The sequence below is a fragment of the Cryobacterium sp. HLT2-28 genome, assembly GCF_004402495.1.
In the GTDB taxonomy this organism is placed as follows: Bacteria; Actinomycetota; Actinomycetes; order Actinomycetales; family Microbacteriaceae; genus Cryobacterium; species Cryobacterium mannosilyticum.
The window spans coordinates 142,580-162,763 of the sequence record NZ_SOFH01000023.1 but is presented as its reverse complement, the minus strand read 5'-3'; the positions used below and the strand labels follow the sequence as shown (position 1 = coordinate 162,763).

Annotated in this window: 17 protein-coding genes; 8 read left to right on the top strand and 9 right to left on the bottom strand. The window is 70.5% G+C overall.

Going from position 1 to position 20,184, the window contains the following annotated elements; genetic code table 11:
• Positions 1 to 2: 2 nt before the first annotated feature.
• The gene (locus E3O48_RS12160; protein WP_134507175.1) at positions 3 to 497 is read left to right on the top strand and encodes a thioesterase family protein; all 495 of its coding nucleotides are present in this window, start codon (positions 3 to 5) and stop codon (positions 495 to 497) included.
• A gap of 15 nt (positions 498 to 512) precedes the next feature.
• On the opposite strand, the gene E3O48_RS12155 is transcribed toward E3O48_RS12160, so the two are convergent.
• Together E3O48_RS12155 and E3O48_RS12150 are read right to left on the bottom strand one after the other, a co-directional pair.
• Positions 513 to 1,007 carry a DUF2231 domain-containing protein gene (locus tag E3O48_RS12155; protein ID WP_134539139.1) on the bottom strand — a complete coding sequence of 165 codons (495 nt, stop codon included), beginning with the start codon at positions 1,005 to 1,007 and terminating at the stop codon, positions 513 to 515.
• A 13-nt stretch (positions 1,008 to 1,020) separates the two neighbouring features.
• A complete protein-coding gene (locus E3O48_RS12150; protein ID WP_134539137.1) occupies positions 1,021 to 1,491 on the bottom strand; it encodes a ubiquinol-cytochrome c reductase iron-sulfur subunit in 471 nt (156 codons plus the stop codon).
• A gap of 154 nt (positions 1,492 to 1,645) precedes the next feature.
• On the opposite strand from E3O48_RS12150, the gene E3O48_RS12145 reads away from it, so the two are divergent.
• Together E3O48_RS12145 and E3O48_RS12140 are read left to right on the top strand one after the other, a co-directional pair.
• A complete protein-coding gene (locus E3O48_RS12145; protein WP_134539135.1) occupies positions 1,646 to 2,158 on the top strand; it encodes a sigma-70 family RNA polymerase sigma factor in 513 nt (170 codons plus the stop codon).
• Complete coding sequence (locus tag E3O48_RS12140; RefSeq protein ID WP_134539133.1) at positions 2,155 to 2,979, top strand: zf-HC2 domain-containing protein; 825 nt, start codon at positions 2,155 to 2,157, stop codon at positions 2,977 to 2,979. Before E3O48_RS12145 ends, E3O48_RS12140 begins: the two co-directional genes overlap by 4 nt.
• Positions 2,980 to 2,990: 11 nt before the next feature.
• On the opposite strand, the gene E3O48_RS12135 is transcribed toward E3O48_RS12140, so the two are convergent.
• Positions 2,991 to 3,866 carry an acyl-CoA thioesterase II gene (locus tag E3O48_RS12135; RefSeq protein WP_241982513.1) on the bottom strand — a complete coding sequence of 292 codons (876 nt, stop codon included), beginning with the start codon at positions 3,864 to 3,866 and terminating at the stop codon, positions 2,991 to 2,993.
• 68 nt (positions 3,867 to 3,934) lie between these two features.
• On the opposite strand from E3O48_RS12135, the gene E3O48_RS12130 reads away from it, so the two are divergent.
• Positions 3,935 to 4,612: a hypothetical protein gene (locus tag E3O48_RS12130; protein ID WP_134539131.1), complete on the top strand. Its 678-nt coding sequence runs from the start codon at positions 3,935 to 3,937 to the stop codon at positions 4,610 to 4,612.
• Positions 4,613 to 4,711: 99 nt separating this feature from the next.
• Here the strand turns inward: E3O48_RS12130 and E3O48_RS12125 are convergent, their stop codons facing one another.
• Complete coding sequence (locus E3O48_RS12125) at positions 4,712 to 6,190, bottom strand: amino acid permease (RefSeq protein WP_134539616.1); 1,479 nt, start codon at positions 6,188 to 6,190, stop codon at positions 4,712 to 4,714.
• A gap of 143 nt (positions 6,191 to 6,333) precedes the next feature.
• On the bottom strand, positions 6,334 to 7,917 hold the full coding sequence (locus tag E3O48_RS12120; RefSeq protein ID WP_134539129.1) for a PucR family transcriptional regulator: 1,584 nt from the start codon (positions 7,915 to 7,917) through the stop codon (positions 6,334 to 6,336).
• Between the two features lie 146 nt (positions 7,918 to 8,063).
• On the opposite strand from E3O48_RS12120, the gene gabT reads away from it, so the two are divergent.
• The 4 genes from gabT (at position 8,064) to E3O48_RS12100 (ending at position 13,659) form a co-directional block, all read left to right on the top strand.
• Positions 8,064 to 9,428 (top strand): 4-aminobutyrate--2-oxoglutarate transaminase, encoded by a 1,365-nt coding sequence (gene gabT, locus E3O48_RS12115; protein WP_134539127.1) that lies wholly within the window; start codon positions 8,064 to 8,066, stop codon positions 9,426 to 9,428.
• The gene (locus E3O48_RS12110) at positions 9,425 to 10,720 is read left to right on the top strand and encodes a Glu/Leu/Phe/Val dehydrogenase (protein WP_134539125.1); all 1,296 of its coding nucleotides are present in this window, start codon (positions 9,425 to 9,427) and stop codon (positions 10,718 to 10,720) included. The genes gabT and E3O48_RS12110 overlap by 4 nt, the downstream gene beginning before the upstream one ends.
• A 69-nt stretch (positions 10,721 to 10,789) precedes the next feature.
• Positions 10,790 to 12,250, top strand: a complete 1,461-nt coding sequence (locus E3O48_RS12105) for an NAD-dependent succinate-semialdehyde dehydrogenase (RefSeq protein ID WP_134507228.1) — start codon at positions 10,790 to 10,792, stop codon at positions 12,248 to 12,250.
• Positions 12,251 to 12,297: 47 nt separating this feature from the next.
• Positions 12,298 to 13,659, top strand: a complete 1,362-nt coding sequence (locus E3O48_RS12100; protein WP_134539123.1) for an NAD(P)/FAD-dependent oxidoreductase — start codon at positions 12,298 to 12,300, stop codon at positions 13,657 to 13,659.
• Positions 13,660 to 13,779: 120 nt separating this feature from the next.
• Here E3O48_RS12100 and E3O48_RS12095 read toward each other — a convergent pair whose 3' ends face one another.
• From E3O48_RS12095 to pepN, 4 genes are all read right to left on the bottom strand, one after another.
• The gene (locus E3O48_RS12095) at positions 13,780 to 15,456 is read right to left on the bottom strand and encodes an FAD-binding dehydrogenase (protein WP_134539121.1); all 1,677 of its coding nucleotides are present in this window, start codon (positions 15,454 to 15,456) and stop codon (positions 13,780 to 13,782) included.
• A 111-nt stretch (positions 15,457 to 15,567) separates the two neighbouring features.
• On the bottom strand, positions 15,568 to 16,029 hold the full coding sequence (locus tag E3O48_RS12090; RefSeq protein WP_134507526.1) for a globin: 462 nt from the start codon (positions 16,027 to 16,029) through the stop codon (positions 15,568 to 15,570).
• 46 nt (positions 16,030 to 16,075) lie between these two features.
• Positions 16,076 to 17,374, bottom strand: a complete 1,299-nt coding sequence (locus E3O48_RS12085) for a mechanosensitive ion channel family protein (RefSeq protein WP_134539120.1) — start codon at positions 17,372 to 17,374, stop codon at positions 16,076 to 16,078.
• 146 nt (positions 17,375 to 17,520) lie between these two features.
• Positions 17,521 to 20,064, bottom strand: coding sequence for an aminopeptidase N (gene pepN, locus E3O48_RS12080; protein ID WP_134539118.1), 2,544 nt, complete (start codon positions 20,062 to 20,064; stop codon positions 17,521 to 17,523).
• Positions 20,065 to 20,184: the final 120 nt, after the last annotated feature.

The following is a 20,184-nucleotide window of genomic DNA, read 5'->3' as shown; positions in this document are numbered from 1 at the left end:
CGATGAAGCTTCATGTGCCGATCACGCTGCGCTGGTCCGATCTTGACGCGTACGGCCATGTCAACAATGCCGCGATGCTGCGCCTCCTCGAGGAGGCGCGCATCCAGGCGTTCTGGCTGGACGAGGACGCGACCGAGCCGGCGCTGGGAGCGGGCACCGCGGTGCTCGACGGCCGGCCGGGGGCCGCGACGCTGACCCTGATCGGCAGGCTCGAGGCCGAATACCTCGCACCGATTCCCTACCTGCGGCAACCGGTCGTCGTGCGGCTCTGGCTGGGCAAGCTCGGCGGGGCCAGCCTCGAAGTCTGCTACGAGGTGTGGAGCCCCGACGGAGTGCTTCCCGCGGTGCTCTACGCCCGGGCGAGCACCACGATCGTGCTGGTCGACGCCGCCACCGAGCGGCCGCGCAAGATCAGCCCGACCGAGCGCGACGCCTGGACGCCGTACCTGGACGAGCCCGTCAGGTTCTCCCGGAGGGCATCCGTTCCGGAGGACTAGCCCGGTTTCGGAGGGCTACCGCGGGGTCTCGCTGAACGAGCCCTGCCAGATCGCCCGGCTGCCTGATTCGCCCACCAGCACGGTTTGCCAGGTGGCCACGCCACCGAGTCCGAGGGCCAGCAGCACCAGCAGCACGTTGACCGCCCGTCGCCCGGTCCCCGGGCGCGCACGGCGTCGCCGGTCCTGCACGGTGTGCCAGAGCCAGACCAGGACGCCGAGCAGCCCGAGGGAGAGCGTCCAGGGCCAGAGCGCCCCGCCCAGGCCCGCATGCACGCCGATCAGCGGGGTGGGGGCCACCCGGGCCTGCAACCAGGCACCGGCCTGGCTGGTCAGCGGCACCAGCACGATCACCGCCAGCCCCAGCGCCGGCAGCACGATGCCCAGGCGGCGTCGCACCCCGGGGAAGACCGCGGCGAGGAGCACGGCCAGGGCGGTCACCGGCACGAGAACGACGACGAGGTGCACGAGGAGGACGTGCAGGGGGAGACCGTTGACGGAGTAGAGGTCCATGGCCGCCCGGCTCCTAGGTGGCGGTGACCGAGTCGCCGGTCACCGACACCGGCACCGCGACCAGCGGGCTCGGGGCCGGTCCACCGAGGACCTCGCCGGTCATCGCGTCGAACTTCGAGCCGTGGCACGGGCAATCGAATTCCTTGCCGACTGGCTTCACTACGCAACCCCGGTGGGTGCACACGGCGCTGAATGCGATCACCTTCCCCGCGGTGGGCTGGCTGACCAGGATGGGCTTTCCGTTCAGTGACGCCTCGAGCGAGCCGCCGACCGGGATGTCGGCCAGCTTGGCGACCTCCGTCGAACCTCCCGTGTCGGACGTCGTGGCGCCCTCCTGGTCGGTGGGTGCGGCATCCCCGGTCGCGGCCGGCCCTGTGCTGCAACCGACGAGTGCGACGGCGGCTCCCGAGCCTCCGATCAGGAGGGCGGCCCGGCGGGAGATGCCCACGGCGGTATCGGCTGGAATCGTGGTGGAGTTCGTCATGGTTCTCCTTGACCGGGTTCGCGAATAGGTTGGGGTCGGCAGGGCGATGCTACCCAGTGGACCTGTTACTCAGTACAACGACACGGTGGCGCTTTCGGTTCAGCGTCCGGGTGAACCCCGCCGGCGGGTCCGACGTGTTAATGACGGGAGGTGCATGGTGACGGACGAGCGGGCCGAACTCCTGCGTGCCCTCCACGATGAACATGCCCCGGCGCTCTGGCGTTATGTGGTGCGACTGACCGGGGACGCCGCCCTCGCCGACGATGTGGTGCAGGAAACCCTGCTCCGGGCCTGGCGCCTGCCCCGCGTGCTCGACCAATCGGAGACGTCCGCCCGGGCCTGGCTGTTCACGGTGGCCCGCAACCTCGTCATCGACGACCGCCGGTCGGCCAGGCACCGCCACGAGTTCACGACCGATCAGCTCCCCGAACAGCTGACTGTCGACCAGACGTCCGCCCTGCTCGATTCCTGGCTGGTCGCCGACGCGCTGGCAGGGTTGTCCCCCGAACACCGGGCCGTGGTGATCTGCGCGTACTACCGCGGCCAGTCGGTCGCCGAGACCGCCCGGCTGCTGGACATTCCGCCCGGCACCGTGAAGTCCCGCCTGCATTACGCGCTCCGGGCGATGCGGCTGACCCTGCACGAGCGGGGGGTGAGCGAACGATGACCACCCCGGATGCCTACGCCGACTGGGATGCCGCCTATGTGCTCGGGGCGCTGACCTCCGGTGAGCGGCACGAGTTCGAGCGTCACCTCGCCGAGTGCCCCGACTGCGCCCGGATGGTCGCCGAGCTCGCGGCACTGCCGGGGCTGCTCGGCACCGTTCCGGCCGAAGAGGCGCTCGCGCTGGACCGGCAGGCAGCGGAGCCGCACCCCGACTCGGCGCCGCGGGACGCCGACCGTGCCGGCGGGCCGGGCCTGTCCGGCCTGTCCGGCCTGTCCGGCGAGAGCCTGCCGCGGCTGATGGACCGGGTGCGGCGGCGCCGTCGTCGCGTGCGCGTGCTCGTGGCCGGGGCCGTCGTGGCGGTGGCCGGTGCCTCTGCAGCCGCCGCCCTCGTGCTGGCCACGGTGCTCCCGGGGGCTCCCGGCGCGCCGGTCGCGGCTCCCGTTGCCTCCCCGGCTCCCGCAGCCTCCGCGGCGCCGGGCAGTGCCCAGCCCCGGGCAGCCCGCACGGTGATGGAGCAGGTCGTGCCCAGCCCGCTCAGCGCCAGTTTCGTGCTGACCGGCGAGGCCTGGGGAACCAGGATCGACTCGTCGTGCAGCTACGCGCAGACCGGCGGAGGCTCCGGCTCCGCCGAACGGGCGTATTCGATGTACGTGACCGACACCCGCGGCAGGGTGACCCTCGTGGCGACCTGGCTGGCCGGCCCGGGCACCGCGATCGAGGCCGTAGGCACGACCAGCGTCGCCCGGCACGACATAGCCTCCGTCGACATCCGTCTCGAACCGGACGGCCTGGTGCTGCTGGCCGGCCGGCCGCAGTCCTGAGCTGAGCGGGACTACTCGGCGTTGGTGGGCACCCTGAGCATGCCCTCCTGGGCCACCGTGGCCAGGAGGAGCCCGGACCGGCTGAAGATGCTTCCGGTGGACAGGCCGCGGCCACCCTGCGCCGAGGGGGAATCCTGCACGTAGAGCATCCACTCGTCGGCACGTCCGAAGCGGTGGAACCACATGGCGTGGTCGAGGCTCGCGACCTTGAGCCCGGGGGTGGCCCAGGCGATGCCGTGGCGCCTCATGATCGGCTCCATGATCGAGTAGTCGCTCGCGTAGGCCAGCGCCGCGCGGTGCAGGTCGGGGTCGTCCGGCAGTGGGCCGAGCGTCTTCATCCACACGGCCTGGCGCGAGGTGTGCTCGCCGTTCACCGTCAGGTAGATCGGCGACGGGATGTGGCGCATGTCGAACGGGCGTTCGCTGGCCCAGTAGCGCGCGATCGAGTGGTCGACCCTCTCCAGGGACTCCGCCGCGGTCGGCAGGGATTCCGGGTCGGGCAGGTCGGTCGGCATGTCGATGTGATGTTCGAGGCCCTGGTCGTCGTCCTGGAACGACGCGATCATCGAGAGGATCGGCCGCCCGTCCTGGTAGGCCTGCGTGCGGCGGGTCGCGAAGGAGCGTCCGTCGTGGATCCGGTCGACCGAGAACGTGATCGGCTGGCCCACGTCGCCCGGACGGAGGAAGTAGCCGTGCATCGAATGAACGTGCCGGTCGTCCGGCACCGTGCGCATCGCCGCGACGAGCGACTGGGCCAGGACCTGTCCGCCGAACACCCGGCCGAGCGGCATCCATTGCGACGGCCCGGTGAAGATGTCCTCGTTCGTGCGGGCACCCGTGTCGGTGAGGTCGAGGGCGGTCAGGAGACCTTGCATCGGCTCGTCCATGTGGCCTCCTCAGGCGCGTGAAGGGGGGTTCGTGTGAGCCCCGTCGTACCTTGGTAGTTTAGGAGCAGATGAGCAAGTCATTTTCTCTCACGGATTCCCATTCCCTCAGCGACCTCCAGGTGTACCTGTCGCGTGCCAGCCGGGTGGAGGACGGTTCCGTGCGCCTGATTTCGGCGGCCGGGGTGCTCGCCGTCTACACGGCCATCCTCTACCCGCGCGGACTCCTTGACGGTAGCCCGACGGTGCTCGGCCTGCGCACGTTCGCGCTCGGCACGCCGGTCGAGCTCGATGCGGTCGTGCCGGTGCGCTCACTGCTCGACCGGCTGGCCAGGCTCGTGTCCGCCGTGACCCTGCCGGACGCGCCGGTCAACGTGACCGTGCCGCTCGAGGTGACCACCGTGACCTGGGCCGGGATCTCCCCGCCCAAGGGCGGCTGGACTGCCCTGGGCGAGACGGATGCCGCCCTGCTGCAGGCATCCGCGGACGCCGGGATCGAGGAGGTCGCCGCGGTGATCCCGACCGGGACGGGCGGCCAGATCGTGCAGCGCGTACGCTCCGAGGTGTGGGGCCGGCCGATCCCCGGACTGGAGATCGTGCCGGCCGGCGCGGCCTTCGCCGCCGTCAGTCTCGGCTTCCTGCCGAAGGAAGAACCCGTGCGCCTGTTCGAGACCGGCCCGTGGACCCGGCTGAGCACGAGCCGCGGCCACATCCTGGTGCGCCGCAAGCCCTGGTCGCTCCGCAGCTGACCGGCGTCGTCCGGCGGCGCAGTTGCGGAGAAAGCACCCTCCCGTCCACGTCGAGGGTGCTTTCCCCGGAACTCAACCGCTGAGCGGGTGAGCGTGTTGCTACTGGCCGGCCGTGATTCCCGCGGGCTCGACTTCGGGCTCGACTTCGGGTGCGGCGTCGGCATCGGGGGCGGCTTCGGACGTGTCCCGGCCCCGCCCGCCTCGGTAGCGCCAGATGCCGATCCCGACCACGACGGCCGCGAGGAGCAGCGACAGCAGCAGCGACTGGCGCGTCGATTCCTCGACTATCAGCATGCCGCCGAGCAGGGCCAGGATGCTGACGATCGCGAACCAGGTGAGGTACGGGAAGGCCCACATCTTCAACGACAGGTTCGCCTGCTCGACGGGACTCATCCGGCGGCGGAGCACCAGCTGCGAGACCGCGATGACGAGCCACACGAAGAGCGCGATCGCCCCCGACGTGTTGGCGAGGAAGAGGAAGACCGTGTCGGGGGCGACGTAGTTGAGCGCCACGGTGATGAAGCCGACGACGGTCGCGGCCAGCACCGCGCTGCGCGGCACGCCTGTCGCCGAGATCGTCGCCCAGCTCTTCGGCGCGTCACCACGCGTCGACAGCGAGAACAGCATCCGGCTCGCCGTGTACAGCCCCGAGTTCAGGCAGGAGAGCACGCTCGTGAGCACGATGACATCCATGATGGTGCCCGCTCCGGGGATGCCGAACAGCTCGATGACGGCGACATAGGGGCTCTTCGCGACCGAAGCGCTGTCCCACGGCAGGAGCGTGACGACGACGGCGATGGAGCCGATGTAGAAGATGAGGATGCGCCAGACCGTTGACTTGACGGCCTTCTTGACGGCGTCGACCGGGTGTGCCGACTCTCCGGCCGCGATCGTGGCGATCTCTGCGCCGAAGAACGAGAACACGACGACGAGGACGCCGCCGAGGACGGCGCCTGGGCCGTTCGGGAAGAAGCCGCCGTGGCCCGTCAGATTGCTGAGGCCGGGAGCCTGGACGCCGGGAAGCAGGCCGAAGATCGCGGCGACGCCGAGCAGGAGGAAACCGATGATCGCGACGACCTTGATCGATGCGAACCAGAACTCGAATTCGCCGAACGACTTGACGGAGGCGATGTTGGTCAGCGTCAGCAGCACCATGAGCACCAGGGCCCAGACCCACTGGTCGACGCCGGGAACCCAGCGATGCACGATCGCCGCGCCCGCGGTCGCCTCGATTCCGAGGACGATGATCCAGAACCAGGCGTACAGCCAGCCGATGCTGAAGCCGGCCCAGCGGCCGAGGGCGCGCTCGGCGTAGGTCGAGAACGACCCGGTCTCCGGGCTCGCGGCGGCCATCTCGCCCAGCATGCGCATGACGAGGATCACGACGAAGCCGGCGGCCGCGTAGGCGACGAGGATGCCGGGCCCCGCCTGCTGGATGGCGGCGCCGGACCCGACGAACAGGCCGGCGCCGATGACGCCGGCGATCGCGATCATGGACAGGTGGCGGGGCTTGAGAGTCTTGGACAATTCCCCCGGCCCGGCCTTGTTTTTCGAATCAGGGGTACCAGCTCGAGGCATCATTGCCATTAAGTTCCAAAAAGTTGTGGGGACATCCCGCGCGCCCATCGGCGATCCGCAGGGCAATCGGACGATTGACTTCGGTCACGGTACAGGACGGCCCGGGGAGCGCCAAACCGGGACCGGCCCCCGGCTGCGACGTATCAGGGCGCCAGGACGTCTCCGGTTGCGAGCAACGCGGCCCACACATCGGCGCGGGCGTGGAAGGTGCCGAGGTCACGGCCGAGCAGCTGCTCGGCCTGGCCGATCCGGGCGCGGACGGTGTGCCGGTGCACCCCGAGCACCTCGGCCGCCGGCCCGAACTGGCCGTTCTGCTCCAGCCACACCCGCAGCGTGGCCAGGAGCGCGGTGCCATGGGCGGCGTCATGGTCGCTCAGCGGCGCGAGGGCCGCGCGGGCGACCTCCGAGGCATCCGTCCTGGCCAGGAAGGCGAGCACCCCCTGCCGGGAGATCAGGTCGAAGGCCACAATCCCCGGTTCGCCCTCCTGCGCACGCTCGAGCGCCTGGCGGGCCTGGGCGAGCGCCCTGGGCAGTGACCGGTACGGGGCCGGGTCTGAGACCCCCACGTGCAGGCCGAACCCGACCAGATCGTCGAGCAGAGGGCCGGCCTCGGAGTCGAGGCAGACGACGACGCCGGCACCGACCCGGGCGTAGAAGAGGTGCCCGCCGCGCTCCTCGACCCGGAGCTCGAGGAACTCGGTCAGCGCATCCAGGCGCTCCGGGGGAGGGTCGGCCACAGCGACCCGCACCGGCTCAGCCGGGAAGGCGCCCCACAGCTCGGCCGAGATCGTGTGCGCCAGCTCGACCTGACCGCCGAGCAGCGCGTGCAGCAGCCCGGAGCGGAGGTGCCCCCGGGCGCGGGCGAGCGCCGTGTTCTGCTCGAGGGCGAGCCCGGCGAGCGCGATCACGCTGGTCACGACCTCCTGGCCGGCCAGGTCGAGCGGGGTGCGGCCGCCGAGCGCGAGCACGCCGCGTAGCTGGTCGCGGCGCCCGAGCGTCTGCAGGTTGAGCGTCTCGTCGCCGTCGTCGACGGTGAGGCTGGCGCGCTGGCCGCGGCGGAGCATCCGCGCGGCCTCGTGCTGCGCCCGGTCGAGGGAGCCGGGGGAAGCGGATGCCCCGGTGAACGCATCGCGGGGGAAGACCCGGTCGAGCGCCCCGCTCGGGTCGAACAGGGCGACCCAGTGGCCGAGCTGACGGGACAGCTCGCTCAGGGTGGCGCTGAGGCCGTCGGGGCGGAGGGCTGCGAGCGAGATGGCGCGCTGCGCGGCCAGCGTCCAGGTGTCCCTGGCGAAGCGCAGTTCGGCGACGAGGTCCCCGGCGGTGCGGGCCACGGCGATGAACGGCGTGCCGTAGGGCACCTCGACGAGGGGGATGCCCCTGGCCAGGCAGGCGGCGACCAGCGCGTCGGGCGTGCCGTCGCGCACGACCTCGGTGCCGAAGCCGAGGCAGGCGATGCCGAGGTCGGCCAGCCGGTCCACGTAATCGGTGTAGAAGGCATCCGTGGTCGCGTCGGAGGTGAACTGACGACCGGTGGTGAGCAGCATCTGGCTGGCGGAGAGGAACGGGGTCGGATCGGGCAGGTCCGAGCTGTGCACCCAGTCCACCGGCGCATCGAGCGCGCCGGCCGGGAGGTCGGACTCCGGGGTCAGCAGGCGCAGGTCCAGGCCCGGCTGGGCGAGGAGGCGGCGCAGGGGAGGGAGCAGCGGTGGGGCCACGGACGGAGACATGCGACGAGTGTACAGGGCGGCGAAAGATCGGACGTAGGTTGTACATAATGGCAGGCGCGGGTGGGGGCTGCCGTGCATAGCATTGCGCAATTGGCATCGTCGCCGGCAGCGCGGCGATGCACCTGTGTCGCAGAACTGGAGCAGCCATGACCATCGTCGAAACCCCCACATCCACCGTGCCGCTCGGCGGACCGAGCCTCCCGCAGGAGCGTCGCCTGGTGACGAGCATCCCCGGCCCGAAATCGCAGGCTCTGCAGGCGCGCAAGGCGCAGGCGGTCTCGGCCGGCGTGGGGGTGACCCTTCCGGTCTACATCGTCGCGGCCGGCGGCGGCGTGCTCGTCGACGTCGACGGGAACTCGCTGATCGACCTCGGCAGCGGCATCGCCGTCACCGGCGTCGGCAACAGCGCTCCGCAGGTGGTCGAGGCCGTCGCGGCCCAGCTCGCCCAGTTCACCCACACCTGCTTCACCGTCGCCCCCTATGACTCCTACATCGAGGTGGCCGAGACCCTCAACCGGCTCACCCCGGGCGACCACGCCAAGCGCAGCGCCCTCTTCAACTCGGGGGCCGAGGCCGTGGAGAACGCCGTCAAGATCGCCCGGCACTACACCGGCAAGCAGGCCGTCGTCGCGTTCGACCACGCGTACCACGGCCGCACCACCCTGACCATGGGGCTGACCGCGAAGAACCAGCCCTACAAGAACGGCTTCGGCCCGTTCGCCGCCGAGCTCTACCGCGCGCCGATGTCCTACCCCTACCGCGACGGCGGCCTGGACGGCGTCGTCGCCGCGAAGCGGGCCATCTCGCAGATCGAGAAGCAGATCGGCGCCGAGAACCTCGCCGCAGTGATCATCGAACCGATCCAGGGCGAGGGCGGCTTCATCGTCCCCGCGCCGGGCTTCCTGCCCACGCTCGTGGACTGGTGCCGGGCCAACAAAGTCGTCTTCATCGCCGACGAGGTGCAGACCGGTTTCGCCCGCACCGGCGACATGTTCGCCAGCGACCACGAGGGCATCGTTCCGGACCTGATGGTGATGGCCAAGGGCATCGCCGGCGGCCTCCCGCTCTCCGCGGTCACCGGCCGCGCCGAGATCATGGACTCCCCGCAGGTCGGCGGCATCGGCGGCACCTACGGCGGCAACCCGCTCGCCTGCGCCGCGGCCCTGGCCACCATGGCGGCGTACGAGTCCGAGAACCTGGTCGCCCGGGCCAGGGAGATCGGCGCCATCCTCACCGGCCGGCTGAACGCCATCCGGACCGCCGACAAGCGCGTCGGCGACGTGCGCGGCCGTGGCGCCATGATCGCGGTCGAACTGGTCGACGCCGCGACGGGCGAACCGGATGCCGCCCTCACCGGACGCGTCGTCGCCGCCGCCCACGCGCAGGGTGTCATCCTGCTCACCTGCGGCACCTATGGCAACGTGATCCGTTTCCTGCCGCCGTTGAGTATCCCCGATGGACTCCTCATCGAGGGCCTTCAGGTCGTCCAGGCCGCGCTGGCCGCCGCATGAGCCTCCTCGAGGCCGCACCGACGGCCCTCCTGACCGCACCGGCGACCCCGCTCGCCACCCCGCTGATCGATGCCCGCGCCCAGCTGGCCAGCGCGATCGACGTGCTCGGCTACGGCGCGGGGCTGCAGTCCCTGCTCTCCACGCCGCGCCGGGAGATGACCGTGGCCGTGCCGCTCCGCCGGGACGACGGCAGCACCAGCCTGTTCACCGGCTACCGGGTGCAGCACAACCTCTCCCGCGGACCGGCCAAGGGCGGTCTGCGCTACAGCCCGGGAGTCACCCTCGACGAGGTGCGCGCCCTGGCGATGTGGATGACCTGGAAATGCGCCCTGATCGACGTGCCGTTCGGCGGCGCCAAGGGCGGGGTCACCATCGACCCTCGCCAGTTCTCCCAGGCCGAGCTGGAACGGGTCACCCGGCGCTACACCAGCGAGATCCTGCCGATCATCGGCCCGGAGAAGGACATCCCCGCCCCCGACATGGGCACCGACGAACGCACCATGGCCTGGATCATGGACACCTACTCCGTCAACGTCGGCTACACCGTTCCCGGCATCGTGACCGGCAAGCCGATCAGCCTCGGCGGGTCGCACGGTCGCGCCAGCGCCACCTCCCGCGGGGTCACCCACATCGCGCTCGCGGCGCTCCGGCACCGCGGCATCAGCCCGCACGGCGCCACCGCCGCGGTGCAGGGCTTCGGCAAGGTCGGCCACGACGCCGCCGTGTTCCTCACCGACGCCGGCGTGCGTGTGATCGCGGTGAGCGACCAGTACGGCGCCGTCTACAACCCGAACGGACTGGACTTCACCCGGCTCGGCGCCTACGTCGCCGCCACCGGACGGGTCGTCGGCTACGACGGCGCCGAGCCGTTGGGCGGCGACGCCCTGCTCGAACTGCCCGTCGACCTGCTCGTGCCGGCCGCCGTCGAAGGAGTGCTGCACGAGGGCAACGCCGCCCGGGTCAGCGCCCGGATCATCGTCGAGGGCGCGAACGGTCCCACCTCCCCGGCCGCCGACCGCATCTTCGCCGAGAACGGCCAGCTCGTCGTTCCCGACATCCTCGCGAACGCCGGCGGTGTGCTCGTCTCCTACTTCGAGTGGGTGCAGGGCAACCAGGCCTACTGGTGGAACGCTGACGAGGTCGAGCACAAGCTGGAAGAACGGATGCTCGGCGCCTGGCAGCAGGTCGTCGAATACGCCGCGGCCCGGGACCTCTCCCTGCGCGCCGCCGCGACCGTGCTCGCGGTCGAACGCGTCGCCGAGGCCCACCTGCTCCGCGGCCTGTACCCCTGACAACGGCCCGGCGCGGCCGTGCCGGACGAGAGAACCTGCGTGAACCAGAACCAACCGAAAGAGAACATCGTGTCCCGTCGTGAAACCGACCTGCTCGCCCGCGTCCCCGACGGGCTCTACATCAACGGGGCCTGGCAGCAGGGCGGCGGCGACCCGATCGAGGTGACCGACCCGGCGACCGGGCTCGTGCTCAAACGGATCGCGAACGCGGATGCCGCCGACGGCATCCGTGCCCTCGACGCCGCGGTCGACGCGAGCGCGGCCTGGGCGGCGACCGCCCCGCGGGTGCGCGCCGAGATACTGCGCCGCGCCTTCGACCTGCTGCAGGAGCGCCGCGACGACTTCGCCCTGCTGATGACGATGGAGATGGGCAAGCCGCTGGCCGAGGCGAACGGCGAGGTCACCTACGGCGGCGAATTCCTGCGCTGGTTCAGCGAGGAGGCCGTGCGGATCAGCGGCCGCTACGGGCTGAACCCCGAGGGCACCGGGTCGATGGTCGTCTCCCAGCACCCGGTGGGTCCGTGCCTGCTGATCACGCCGTGGAACTTCCCGCTGGCCATGGCGACCCGCAAGATCGCGCCGGCTCTCGCCGCGGGATGCACCGTCGTGATCAAACCGGCCGAACTGACCCCGCTGACCACCCTCTACTTCGTGCAACTGCTCGAGGATGCCGGGGTGCCGGCCGGGGTCGTGAACGTGATCACCACCTCCGCCTCCTCGGCCGTGGCCGGGCCGATCATCGCCGACCCGCGGCTGCGCAAGCTGAGCTTCACCGGGTCGACCCCGGTCGGTCGCAAGCTGATCCAGCAGGCCGCCCAGGGCGTGCTGCGCACCTCGATGGAGCTCGGCGGCAACGCCCCGTTCGTCGTCTTCGAGGACGCCGACCTGGACAAGGCCGTCGACGGAGCGATGCTCGCCAAGTTCCGCAACATCGGCCAGGCCTGCACCGCCGCCAACCGGTTCATCGTGCACGAATCGATCGCCGCCGAGTTCGGCCGCCGGCTCACCGAGCGGGTCGCCGCTCTCACCATGGGCCGCGGCACCGAGGAGGGCGTCACCATCGGGCCGCTCGTCAACGAGGCCGCCGTGGCGAGCACCGACGCGCTCGTGCAGGACGCCCTGTCGAAGGGTGCCACCCTGCTCGCCGGCGGGGTGCGCCCCGAGGGCCCCGGCTCGTTCTACGCGCCGACGGTGCTCACCGGCGTCGCACCCGGCAGCGCCATCCTGCACGAGGAGATCTTCGGACCGGTCGTCGGCATCGTCACCTTCGCCGACGAGGACGAGGCCGTGCGCCTGGCCAACTCCACCGAGTACGGCCTGGTCGGCTACGTCTTCACGAGGGATCTCGCCAGGGGACACCGGATGATCGGCCGCCTGGAGACCGGGATGATGGGCCTGAACACGGGGCTCGTCTCCAACGCCGCGGCGCCGTTCGGTGGCGTCAAGCAGTCCGGCCTGGGCCGCGAGGGCGGGCTCGAGGGAATCCACGAGTACCTCCAGGCCAAGTACACCCTGATCCCGGTCTCCTGACCCCGATCGAACCCGAAGACACCAACTCACACTGCAGGGGAGCAATCATGACCACGATTGAACGCGACATTGTCATCATCGGAGCCGGGGCATCCGGCCTCACCGCCGCGACCGAGCTTCGGAAGGCGGGCCTCACCGTCGCCGTGCTCGAGGCCAGGGACCGGGTCGGCGGCCGGCTTTGGACCGACGACATCGACGGCGCCATGCTCGAAATCGGCGGCCAGTGGGTCTCGCCTGACCAAGACGCGCTAAAGGAGACGATCGCCGAACTCGGCCTCGAGACCTTCGCGCGGTACCGCACCGGCGAGAACGTGTACATCAACGCCGCCGGGGAGCGCACCCTGTTCGAGGGCGAGATCTTCCCGGTGTCGGCCGAGACCGAGCGTGAGATCCTCCGCCTGATCGAACTGCTCGACGGCCTCGTCGCCCAGACCGACCCCGACCGCCCCTGGGCGCACCCGCGCGCGAAGGAACTCGACGAGATCTCCTTCAGCGCCTGGCTGGAGAACGAGACGACCGACCAGGAGGCCCGCGACAACATCGGCATGTTCATCGCCGGCGCCATGCTCACCAAGCCGGCGCACGCGTTCTCCACCCTGCAGGCGCTGCTGATGGCGGCCAGTGCCGGCAGCTTCAGCAACCTCGTCGACGCCGACTTCATCCTCGACGAACGAGTTGTGGGAGGCCTCCAGCAGGTGCCGATCCTCCTCGCCGAACGGCTCGGCGACGACGTGCACCTCGGCCAGGCCGTGCGCACCCTGCGCTGGAACGAGGACGGCGTCGTCGCCGTCACCGATGACCTCGAGGTGCACGCGCGCCGCGTCATCGTGGCTGTCCCGCCGGTGCTCTACAGCCGGATCTCGTTCGAGCCTCCGCTGCCGCGCCGCCAGCACCAGCTGCACCAGCACCTCTCGATGGGCTTCGTGATCAAGGTGCACGCCGTCTACGAGACCCCGTTCTGGCGAGAGGACGGCCTCTCCGGTACCGCATTCAGCCCCTACGAGCTCGTGCATGAGGCCTACGACAACACGAACTTCGGCGACAGCCGTGGCACCTTCGTGGGCTTCGTGTCGGACGAGGCCGCCGACCTGGTGTTCACCCTCACGCCGGAGGAGCGGAAGACCCGCATCCTCACCTCGCTCTCGCACTACTTCGGCGAGAAGGCGCTCACGCCGGTCGTCTACTACGAGAGCGACTGGGGCACCGAGGAGTGGACCCGCGGGGCCTACGCGGCGAGCTTCGACCTGGGCGGGCTGGCCCGCTACGGCGCCGATCTGCGCACCCCCGTCGGGCCGATCTCCTTCTCCTGCAGCGACCTGGCCGGAAAGGGCTACCAGCACGTTGACGGCGCCATCCGGATGGGACGCGACACCGCCGCGGCGATCGTCGCCTCCGCCGAACTCGTCTAGCGCTCTCGCGCCGCGGCGACCTCAGGTTGTCGCGGCGCACCTTTGGGCAGCGGGCGCACGTTCTACCGTGCGCCCGCTGCCCAAAGGTGCGCCATGAGGCCGCGGTCGGGCGGGGCGGACCTACAGCGCCGCGGCGACCGCGCGGCCCGCGGTGCGGCCCGAGAACAGGCAGCCACCGAGGAACGTGCCCTCGAGCGAGCGGTAACCGTGCATGCCGCCCCCGCCGAAGCCGCTGGCCTCCCCGGCCGCGTACAGGCCGGGAACGGGCTGCCCATCGGGACCGAGCGCGCGCGCGAACAGGTCGGTCTCGATGCCGCCGAGGCTCTTCCGGGTGAGGATGTGCAGCTTGACGGCGATCAGCGGCCCGTTCTTCGGGTCGAGCAGTTTGTGCGGGCTCGCCACGCGGATGAGCCGGTCGCCGCGGTAGTGCCTGGCCTGCCTGATCGCGGTGATCTGGGCATCCTTCGTGAAGTCGTTGTCCAGCTCCCGGTCGCGAGCCCGGATCTCCCGTTCGATCCGGGCGAAGTCGAGGCGCACCTCCGGTGAGCGGCGCTGCATGCCGGCCAGCAGTTCGTGCAGGGTGCCGGCGACGACGAAATCGGCGCCCTTCGCCTTGAACGCCTCCACCGGTCCCGGCGCCCCGGGGGTGACCCGTTTGGCGAGCAGGGCGAGGTCCTTCCCCGTCAGGTCGGGGTTCTGCTCGCTGCCGGAGAGGGCGAACTCCTTCTCGATGATCTTCTGGGTGAGCACGAACCAGCTGTGGTCGTGGCCGGTGCCGAGAATGTGCTCGAGAGTGCCGAGGGTGTCGAAGCCGGGGAACAGCGGCGCGGGCAGCCGTTTGCCGGTCGCATCGAGCCAGAGCGACGACGGACCGGGCAGGATCCGGATGCCGTGGGCCGCCCAGACCGGATCCCAGTGCTCGATTCCCTCGGTGTAGTGCCACATCCGGTCCCCATTGATCAGGCGGGCGCCGGCCCGCTCGCTGATGCCGAGCATCCGGCCGTCGACGTGCGCGGGAACGCCGGAGAGCAGGTGCTCCGGGGCGGCGCCCAGCCGGGACGGCCACTGGGCGCGCACGAGGTCGTGGTTGCCGCCGATCCCGCCGCTTGTCACGATCACGGCCGAGGCCGCCAGCTCGAACTCGCCGACCCGGTCGCGGGAACTCGCCGCGCCGCGGGCGGCAGGGCTCGGCGCGAGCACGCCGCCGCGCACCCCGGTCACGGTCCCGCCGGTGACGACGAGGTCGTCGACCTGGTGCCGGTGCAGCGCCGTGACGTGCCCGGAGGCCACGCCCGCCCGCACCCGGGCGATGAACGGCGCGAGTAGGGCGGGCCCGGTGCCCCAGACGATGTGGAACCGCGGCACCGAGTTGCCGTGCTCGAGCGCCGTGTAGCCGCCCCGTTCGGCCCAGCCGACGACCGGGAAGAACCGGATGCCGCGCTCGTGCAGCCAGGCGCGCTTGTCCCCGGCCGCGAAGTCGAGGTACGCCTCCGCCCACCGCCTGGGCCAGTAGTCCTCGTCTCGGTCGAAACCGGCGCTGCCGAACCAGTCCTGCCGGGCCAGCTCGGACGAGTCGTGCACGCCCAGGCGGCGCTGCTCAGGGGAGTCGACCAGGAAGAGCCCGCCGAAGGACCACCAGGCCTGGCCACCGAGCGAGGACGCCGGTTCCTGCTCGACCAGGATCACCCGTTTGCCGGCGGCAACCAGTTCGGCCGTCGCGACGAGGCCGGCCAGGCCGGCCCCCACGACGATGGCGTCGGCCTCGGCCGAACTGCTGGACGGGGGGACGGCGCTCATCGTGGCTCACCCTCACTCGTCAAGTTCGACGGACATTTTGCCGGAATCGGCTCAAAATCGCCCTGTTGAGCGCCGGAACACGAAAATGTCCGTCGAATTCGACAGGGGCGGCTACTCGTCGAACGTGTTCAGCATGGCGTGGGCGGCCCGTTCCAGGTAGTCCCAGAGGGTCTCCCGCTGCAGCGGCGGCAGGTCGGCGCTGTCCACGGCCTCCCGCATGTGCGCGAGCCAGCGGTCGCGTGCCTCCGGGTTCACCTTGAACGGCTGGTGTCGCTGGCGCAGCCGCGGGTGGCCACGCTGCTCACTGTAGGTGCCCGGCCCGCCCCAGTACTGCTCGAGGAACATGGTCAGGCGTTCCTCGGCCGGACCGAGGTCGGCCTCGGGGTACATCGGCTTCAGCACCGGGTCGGTGGCGACGCCGCGGTAGAACTCGGCGACGAGCCTCGCGAAGAACGGCCGTCCGCCGACCTGTTCGTAGAACGAGGCACCGATCGCGGCGCCGTTCTCGCCGTCACGCAGATGCACGCGAGACGGAGTGGCGGCGGCCGCCGCGGCCGGGGCGGATGCCGGCATAAGCGTGGGCGTGGGCGCGGGCGTGGGCGTGGGCGTGCGGTTGGACTCAGGCGTCATCGCGGATCTCCGGATCTGGTGCCGACTTCGGCGAGCTCGGGGTGGGGTGTTCGGCGTCCAGCTCCGCGGCGGACTTCACGGGCTTCCCGGCCGGCGCCTCGGCGGGTTTCACTGCAGCGTTCCCTGCCGGCTTCCCGGCCGGCTCCTGGGCTGGGGCGCTGCCGCCGGATGTCGTGTCTGCCGGGTGCTCGGCGGCATTCGTCGCGGCATCCGTGGCCGCGACACGGCCCTTGCGCGGGGCGCGGGGGAGTCGGGATTTCTTCCGCACCTGCACCGGCGCGGTGAACGGGGCGGTGATCGCATCGGGAACGGCGGCGGCGGCCTCGGCGGCGGCGTCGGACGGTTCATCGGTGCCGGGGATTGCTGCCGCGTTCACGGAGCCGTCCGGTCCGGTCATCACGACGCTGTTCAGCGGGGTCAGCCCGATGCCCAGCCCGTCCAGCGCCTTCTTGAGGTGCAGGCGGAGGTCGCGCGCGAAGTCCCACTTGGCCGAAACCCGGGTCTTCACCACGAGGCGCACGACGAGGGCCTCGGCCGAGATCGACTCGAGTCCCCACACCTCGGGCTTCTCCAGGATGACGGGGCGCCACTTGCGGCTGGAGGCGAGCGCCCTGGCCACCCGGAGCAGCTCGGCCTGCACAGCCTCCACATCGGAGGCGTACGGGATGGCGAGGTCGATGATCACCCTGGCCCAGCCCTGGGACATGTTGCCGACACGGAGGATCTCGCCGTTGCGCACGAACCACAGGGTGCCGTCGACGTCGCGCACCTGGGTGACCCGGATGCCGACCGTCTCGACGACGCCGGAGGCGAAGCCGACGTCGACGATGTCGCCGACGCCGAGCTGGTCCTCCACGACCATGAACAGGCCGTTGAGGATGTCCTTGACGATGTTCTGCGCGCCGAAGCCGAGCCCGGCGCCGAGCGCGGCCGTGAGCAGGGCGAAGGAACCGAGGATGTCCGTGTTGACGATGTTCACGATCAGCAGCACGGAGACGATCAGCAGGGTGACGTTGACGATGTTGGTGAGCACGGAGCCGAGCGTGCGGGTGCGCTGCACCACGCGCACGGCGGCCACCGGGGAGACGCTCAGCGCCTGGGTGTCCATCACGTTCTGGGTCTTCTTCACGCCGGAGACGATCTGCCCCACGACCCGGTCGATCACGAAGTGCAGCCCCCAGCGCAGCAGGAAGGCTCCGATGACGATTGCGGCGATGTTGATGACCTTGAGCCACAGATCGACGGTGAAGAATTGGGTGAGTTCAAGCCAGATTGCGTCGAAATTCATATTGGTACCAGTCTACCGAGAGCCGCCGGGCAGAGGCTGGGACCCTCGCCGACAACGCGGGACGGGATACCCAAAACCCCCGCCGTGCGCCCGGTGCGGGCGGCGGCGAGGGCCGTGAGGCGTTCCAGACGGATGCTCCGGGCCGGTTAGACCGCGTCCCGCGCCTGGGCGGCGAGGGCGCGCTCCACCCCGGCCAGGTTCTCGATCACCAGGCGGCGCAGGGCGAGCGGCTCCGGGTTGGCGTCGAGCCAGGCGCGGGTCGCATCGGCCAGGGCCTGGTCGGCCAGCGGGGACGGGTACAGGCCCAGGATCAGCTTCTCCGCGATCGAGAAGCTGCGCGACTCCCACACCGACTGCAGCATGGCGAAGTACCGGTCCACGAACGGCTCGAGCAGCGTGGTGTCGTTGGCCCGGAGGAACCCGGCCGCGGTCACGCGCACGATCGTGTTCGGCGCGGTGTCGACGTCGATCAGTGACGACCAGGCAGCCTGCCTGCCCTCCGGCGTCGGGATGGCCGCGCGCGCCTGGGCGGCCGACTGGGCGCCCGTCGCGGTGTTGTCACGGGCCAGGGCCGCGTCGATCTCGGCCGTGCCGGCCTTGCCGCCGGCGACGAGCGCGATCAGCAGCTCCCAGGCCAGGTCGGTGTCGATCGTGAGGCCGTCCAGCGGTGCGGAGCCGTCCAGGAGCGCCGCGACCGAAGCCAGGTGGCTGCCGGTGGAGGCGACCGAGGCGAAGAACTTGACGAACTGGAACTGGGCGTCGGTGCCGGGTTCGGCGTGCCGGGCGAGGGACCAGAGGGCGTCGCCGACCTCGGTGACCGTGTTAGCGCGGAACTCCTCGGCGACATAGTGGGTCGCGGCGAGCACGACCTGGCCGAGCACGGTGCGCAACGTGGTCGACTCGGTTTCGGTGGCGACGTTGCCCAGCACGAGGCTGATGAAGTCGCGTGGTGCCGTCTCTGCGTCGCGGGTCGCGTCCCAGACGGCGCCCCAGACGATCGCCCGGGCGAGCGGGCTCTCGATCGAGGACAGGTTCTCGAGGGCGACGTCCTGCGACGCGGCGTCGAGGCGGATCTTCGCGTAGGCGAGGTCGTCGTCGTTGAGCAGGACGAGGGCGGGACGGGCCAGTCCGACGAGCTCGGCGACATCCGTTCTCGGCCCGTCGACGTCGATCTCGACCCGGTGGGTGCGCACGAGGGAGCCGTCGGCGAGGTCGTAGAAGCCGATCGCCAGGCGGTGCGGGCGGATCGTGGGGTAGTCCGCTGCGGCGGTCTGCAGCACGGTGAAGCCGGTGATGGTTCCGGCCGGATCGACCGTGACCTCGGGGCGGAGCGTGTTCACGCCCGCCGTTTCGAGCCAGAGTTTCGTCCACTCGGTGAGGTCGCGGCCGCTGGAGGCCTCGAGCTCGACCATCAGGTCGTTCAGTTCGGTGTTGCCCCACTCGTGCTTGGCGAAGTAGGAGGCAACGCCGGCGAAGAACGCGTCCCTGCCGACCCAGGCCACGAGCTGCTTGAGCACCGAGCCGCCCTTGGCGTAGGTGATGCCGTCGAAGTTGACCTGCACGTCTTCGAGGTCGTTGATGGTGGCCGTGATGGGGTGCGTCGACGGGAGCTGGTCCTGCTTGTAGGCCCAGCTCTTCTCCATCACGGCGAAGGTGGTCCACGCCTCGGTCCACTCGGTGGCCTCGGCGGTGGCCATGGTCGACGCCCATTCGGCGAACGATTCGTTCAACCACAGGTCATTCCACCACTTCATGGTGACCAGGTCGCCGAACCACATGTGCGCCAGCTCGTGCAGCACGGTGACCACGCGGCGCTCCTTGATGGCGTCGGTGACCTTCGAGCGGAAGACGTAGGTCTCGGTGAAGGTGACCGCGCCGGCGTTCTCCATCGCGCCGGCGTTGAACTCCGGCACGAACATCTGGTCGTACTTGTCGAACGGGTATGGGTAGTTGAACTTCTCCTCGAAGTAGGTGAAGCCCTGGCGGGTCTTCTCGAACAGATAGTCCGCATCGAGGTACTGGAACAGGCTCTTCCGGCTGAACAGGCCGAGGGGGATCGTGCGTCCGTCGCTCGAGGTCAGTTCGCTGCGCACGACGGAGTACGGGCCGGCGACGAGGGCCGTGATGTAGCTGGAGATGGTGTGGGTGGGCGGGAAGACCCAGGTCTTCGCGCCGTTGCCGGCATCCGTCGGGACGGGCGTGACGGAGTTGGAGATGACTTCCCAGGCCCCGGGCGCGGTGACCGTGAAGGCAAACGTCGCCTTGAGGTCGGGCTGCTCGAACACGGCGAAGACGCGGCGGGAGTCCGGCACCTCGAACTGGCTGTAGAGGTAGACCTCGTTGTCGACCGGGTCGACGAAGCGGTGCAGGCCCTCGCCGGTGTTCGTGTAGACGGCGTCGGAGACGACCGTGAGGGTGTTCTCGGCGGCGAGGCCGTCGAGCTGGATCCGGATGCCGTCGCTGACGGCTGTAGGGTCGAGGGAGACCCCGTTGAGGGTCACCGAGTGCACTGCGCTGGTGATCGCGTCGATGAAGGTGGACGAGCCGGGCGTGGCCGAGAACTCCACCGTCGTCGTGCTGCCGAACGTCTCCGCACCGGTGGTGAGGTCGAGGGCTACCGCGTAGCTCCGCACGGCAATGAGCGCCGCACGCTCCTGGGCTTCGATCCGGGTGAGGTTTTCTCCAGGCAACTTATTCTCCATCTCAGTTTCGACCGGGGCTTCTGGCTCCGGACGCACGACGGTTAAGCCTAGCCACTATTGCGGCGGAGGCAGGGAAAACGCGGGCAGGAGCCCGGTCCGGTGCGTCCC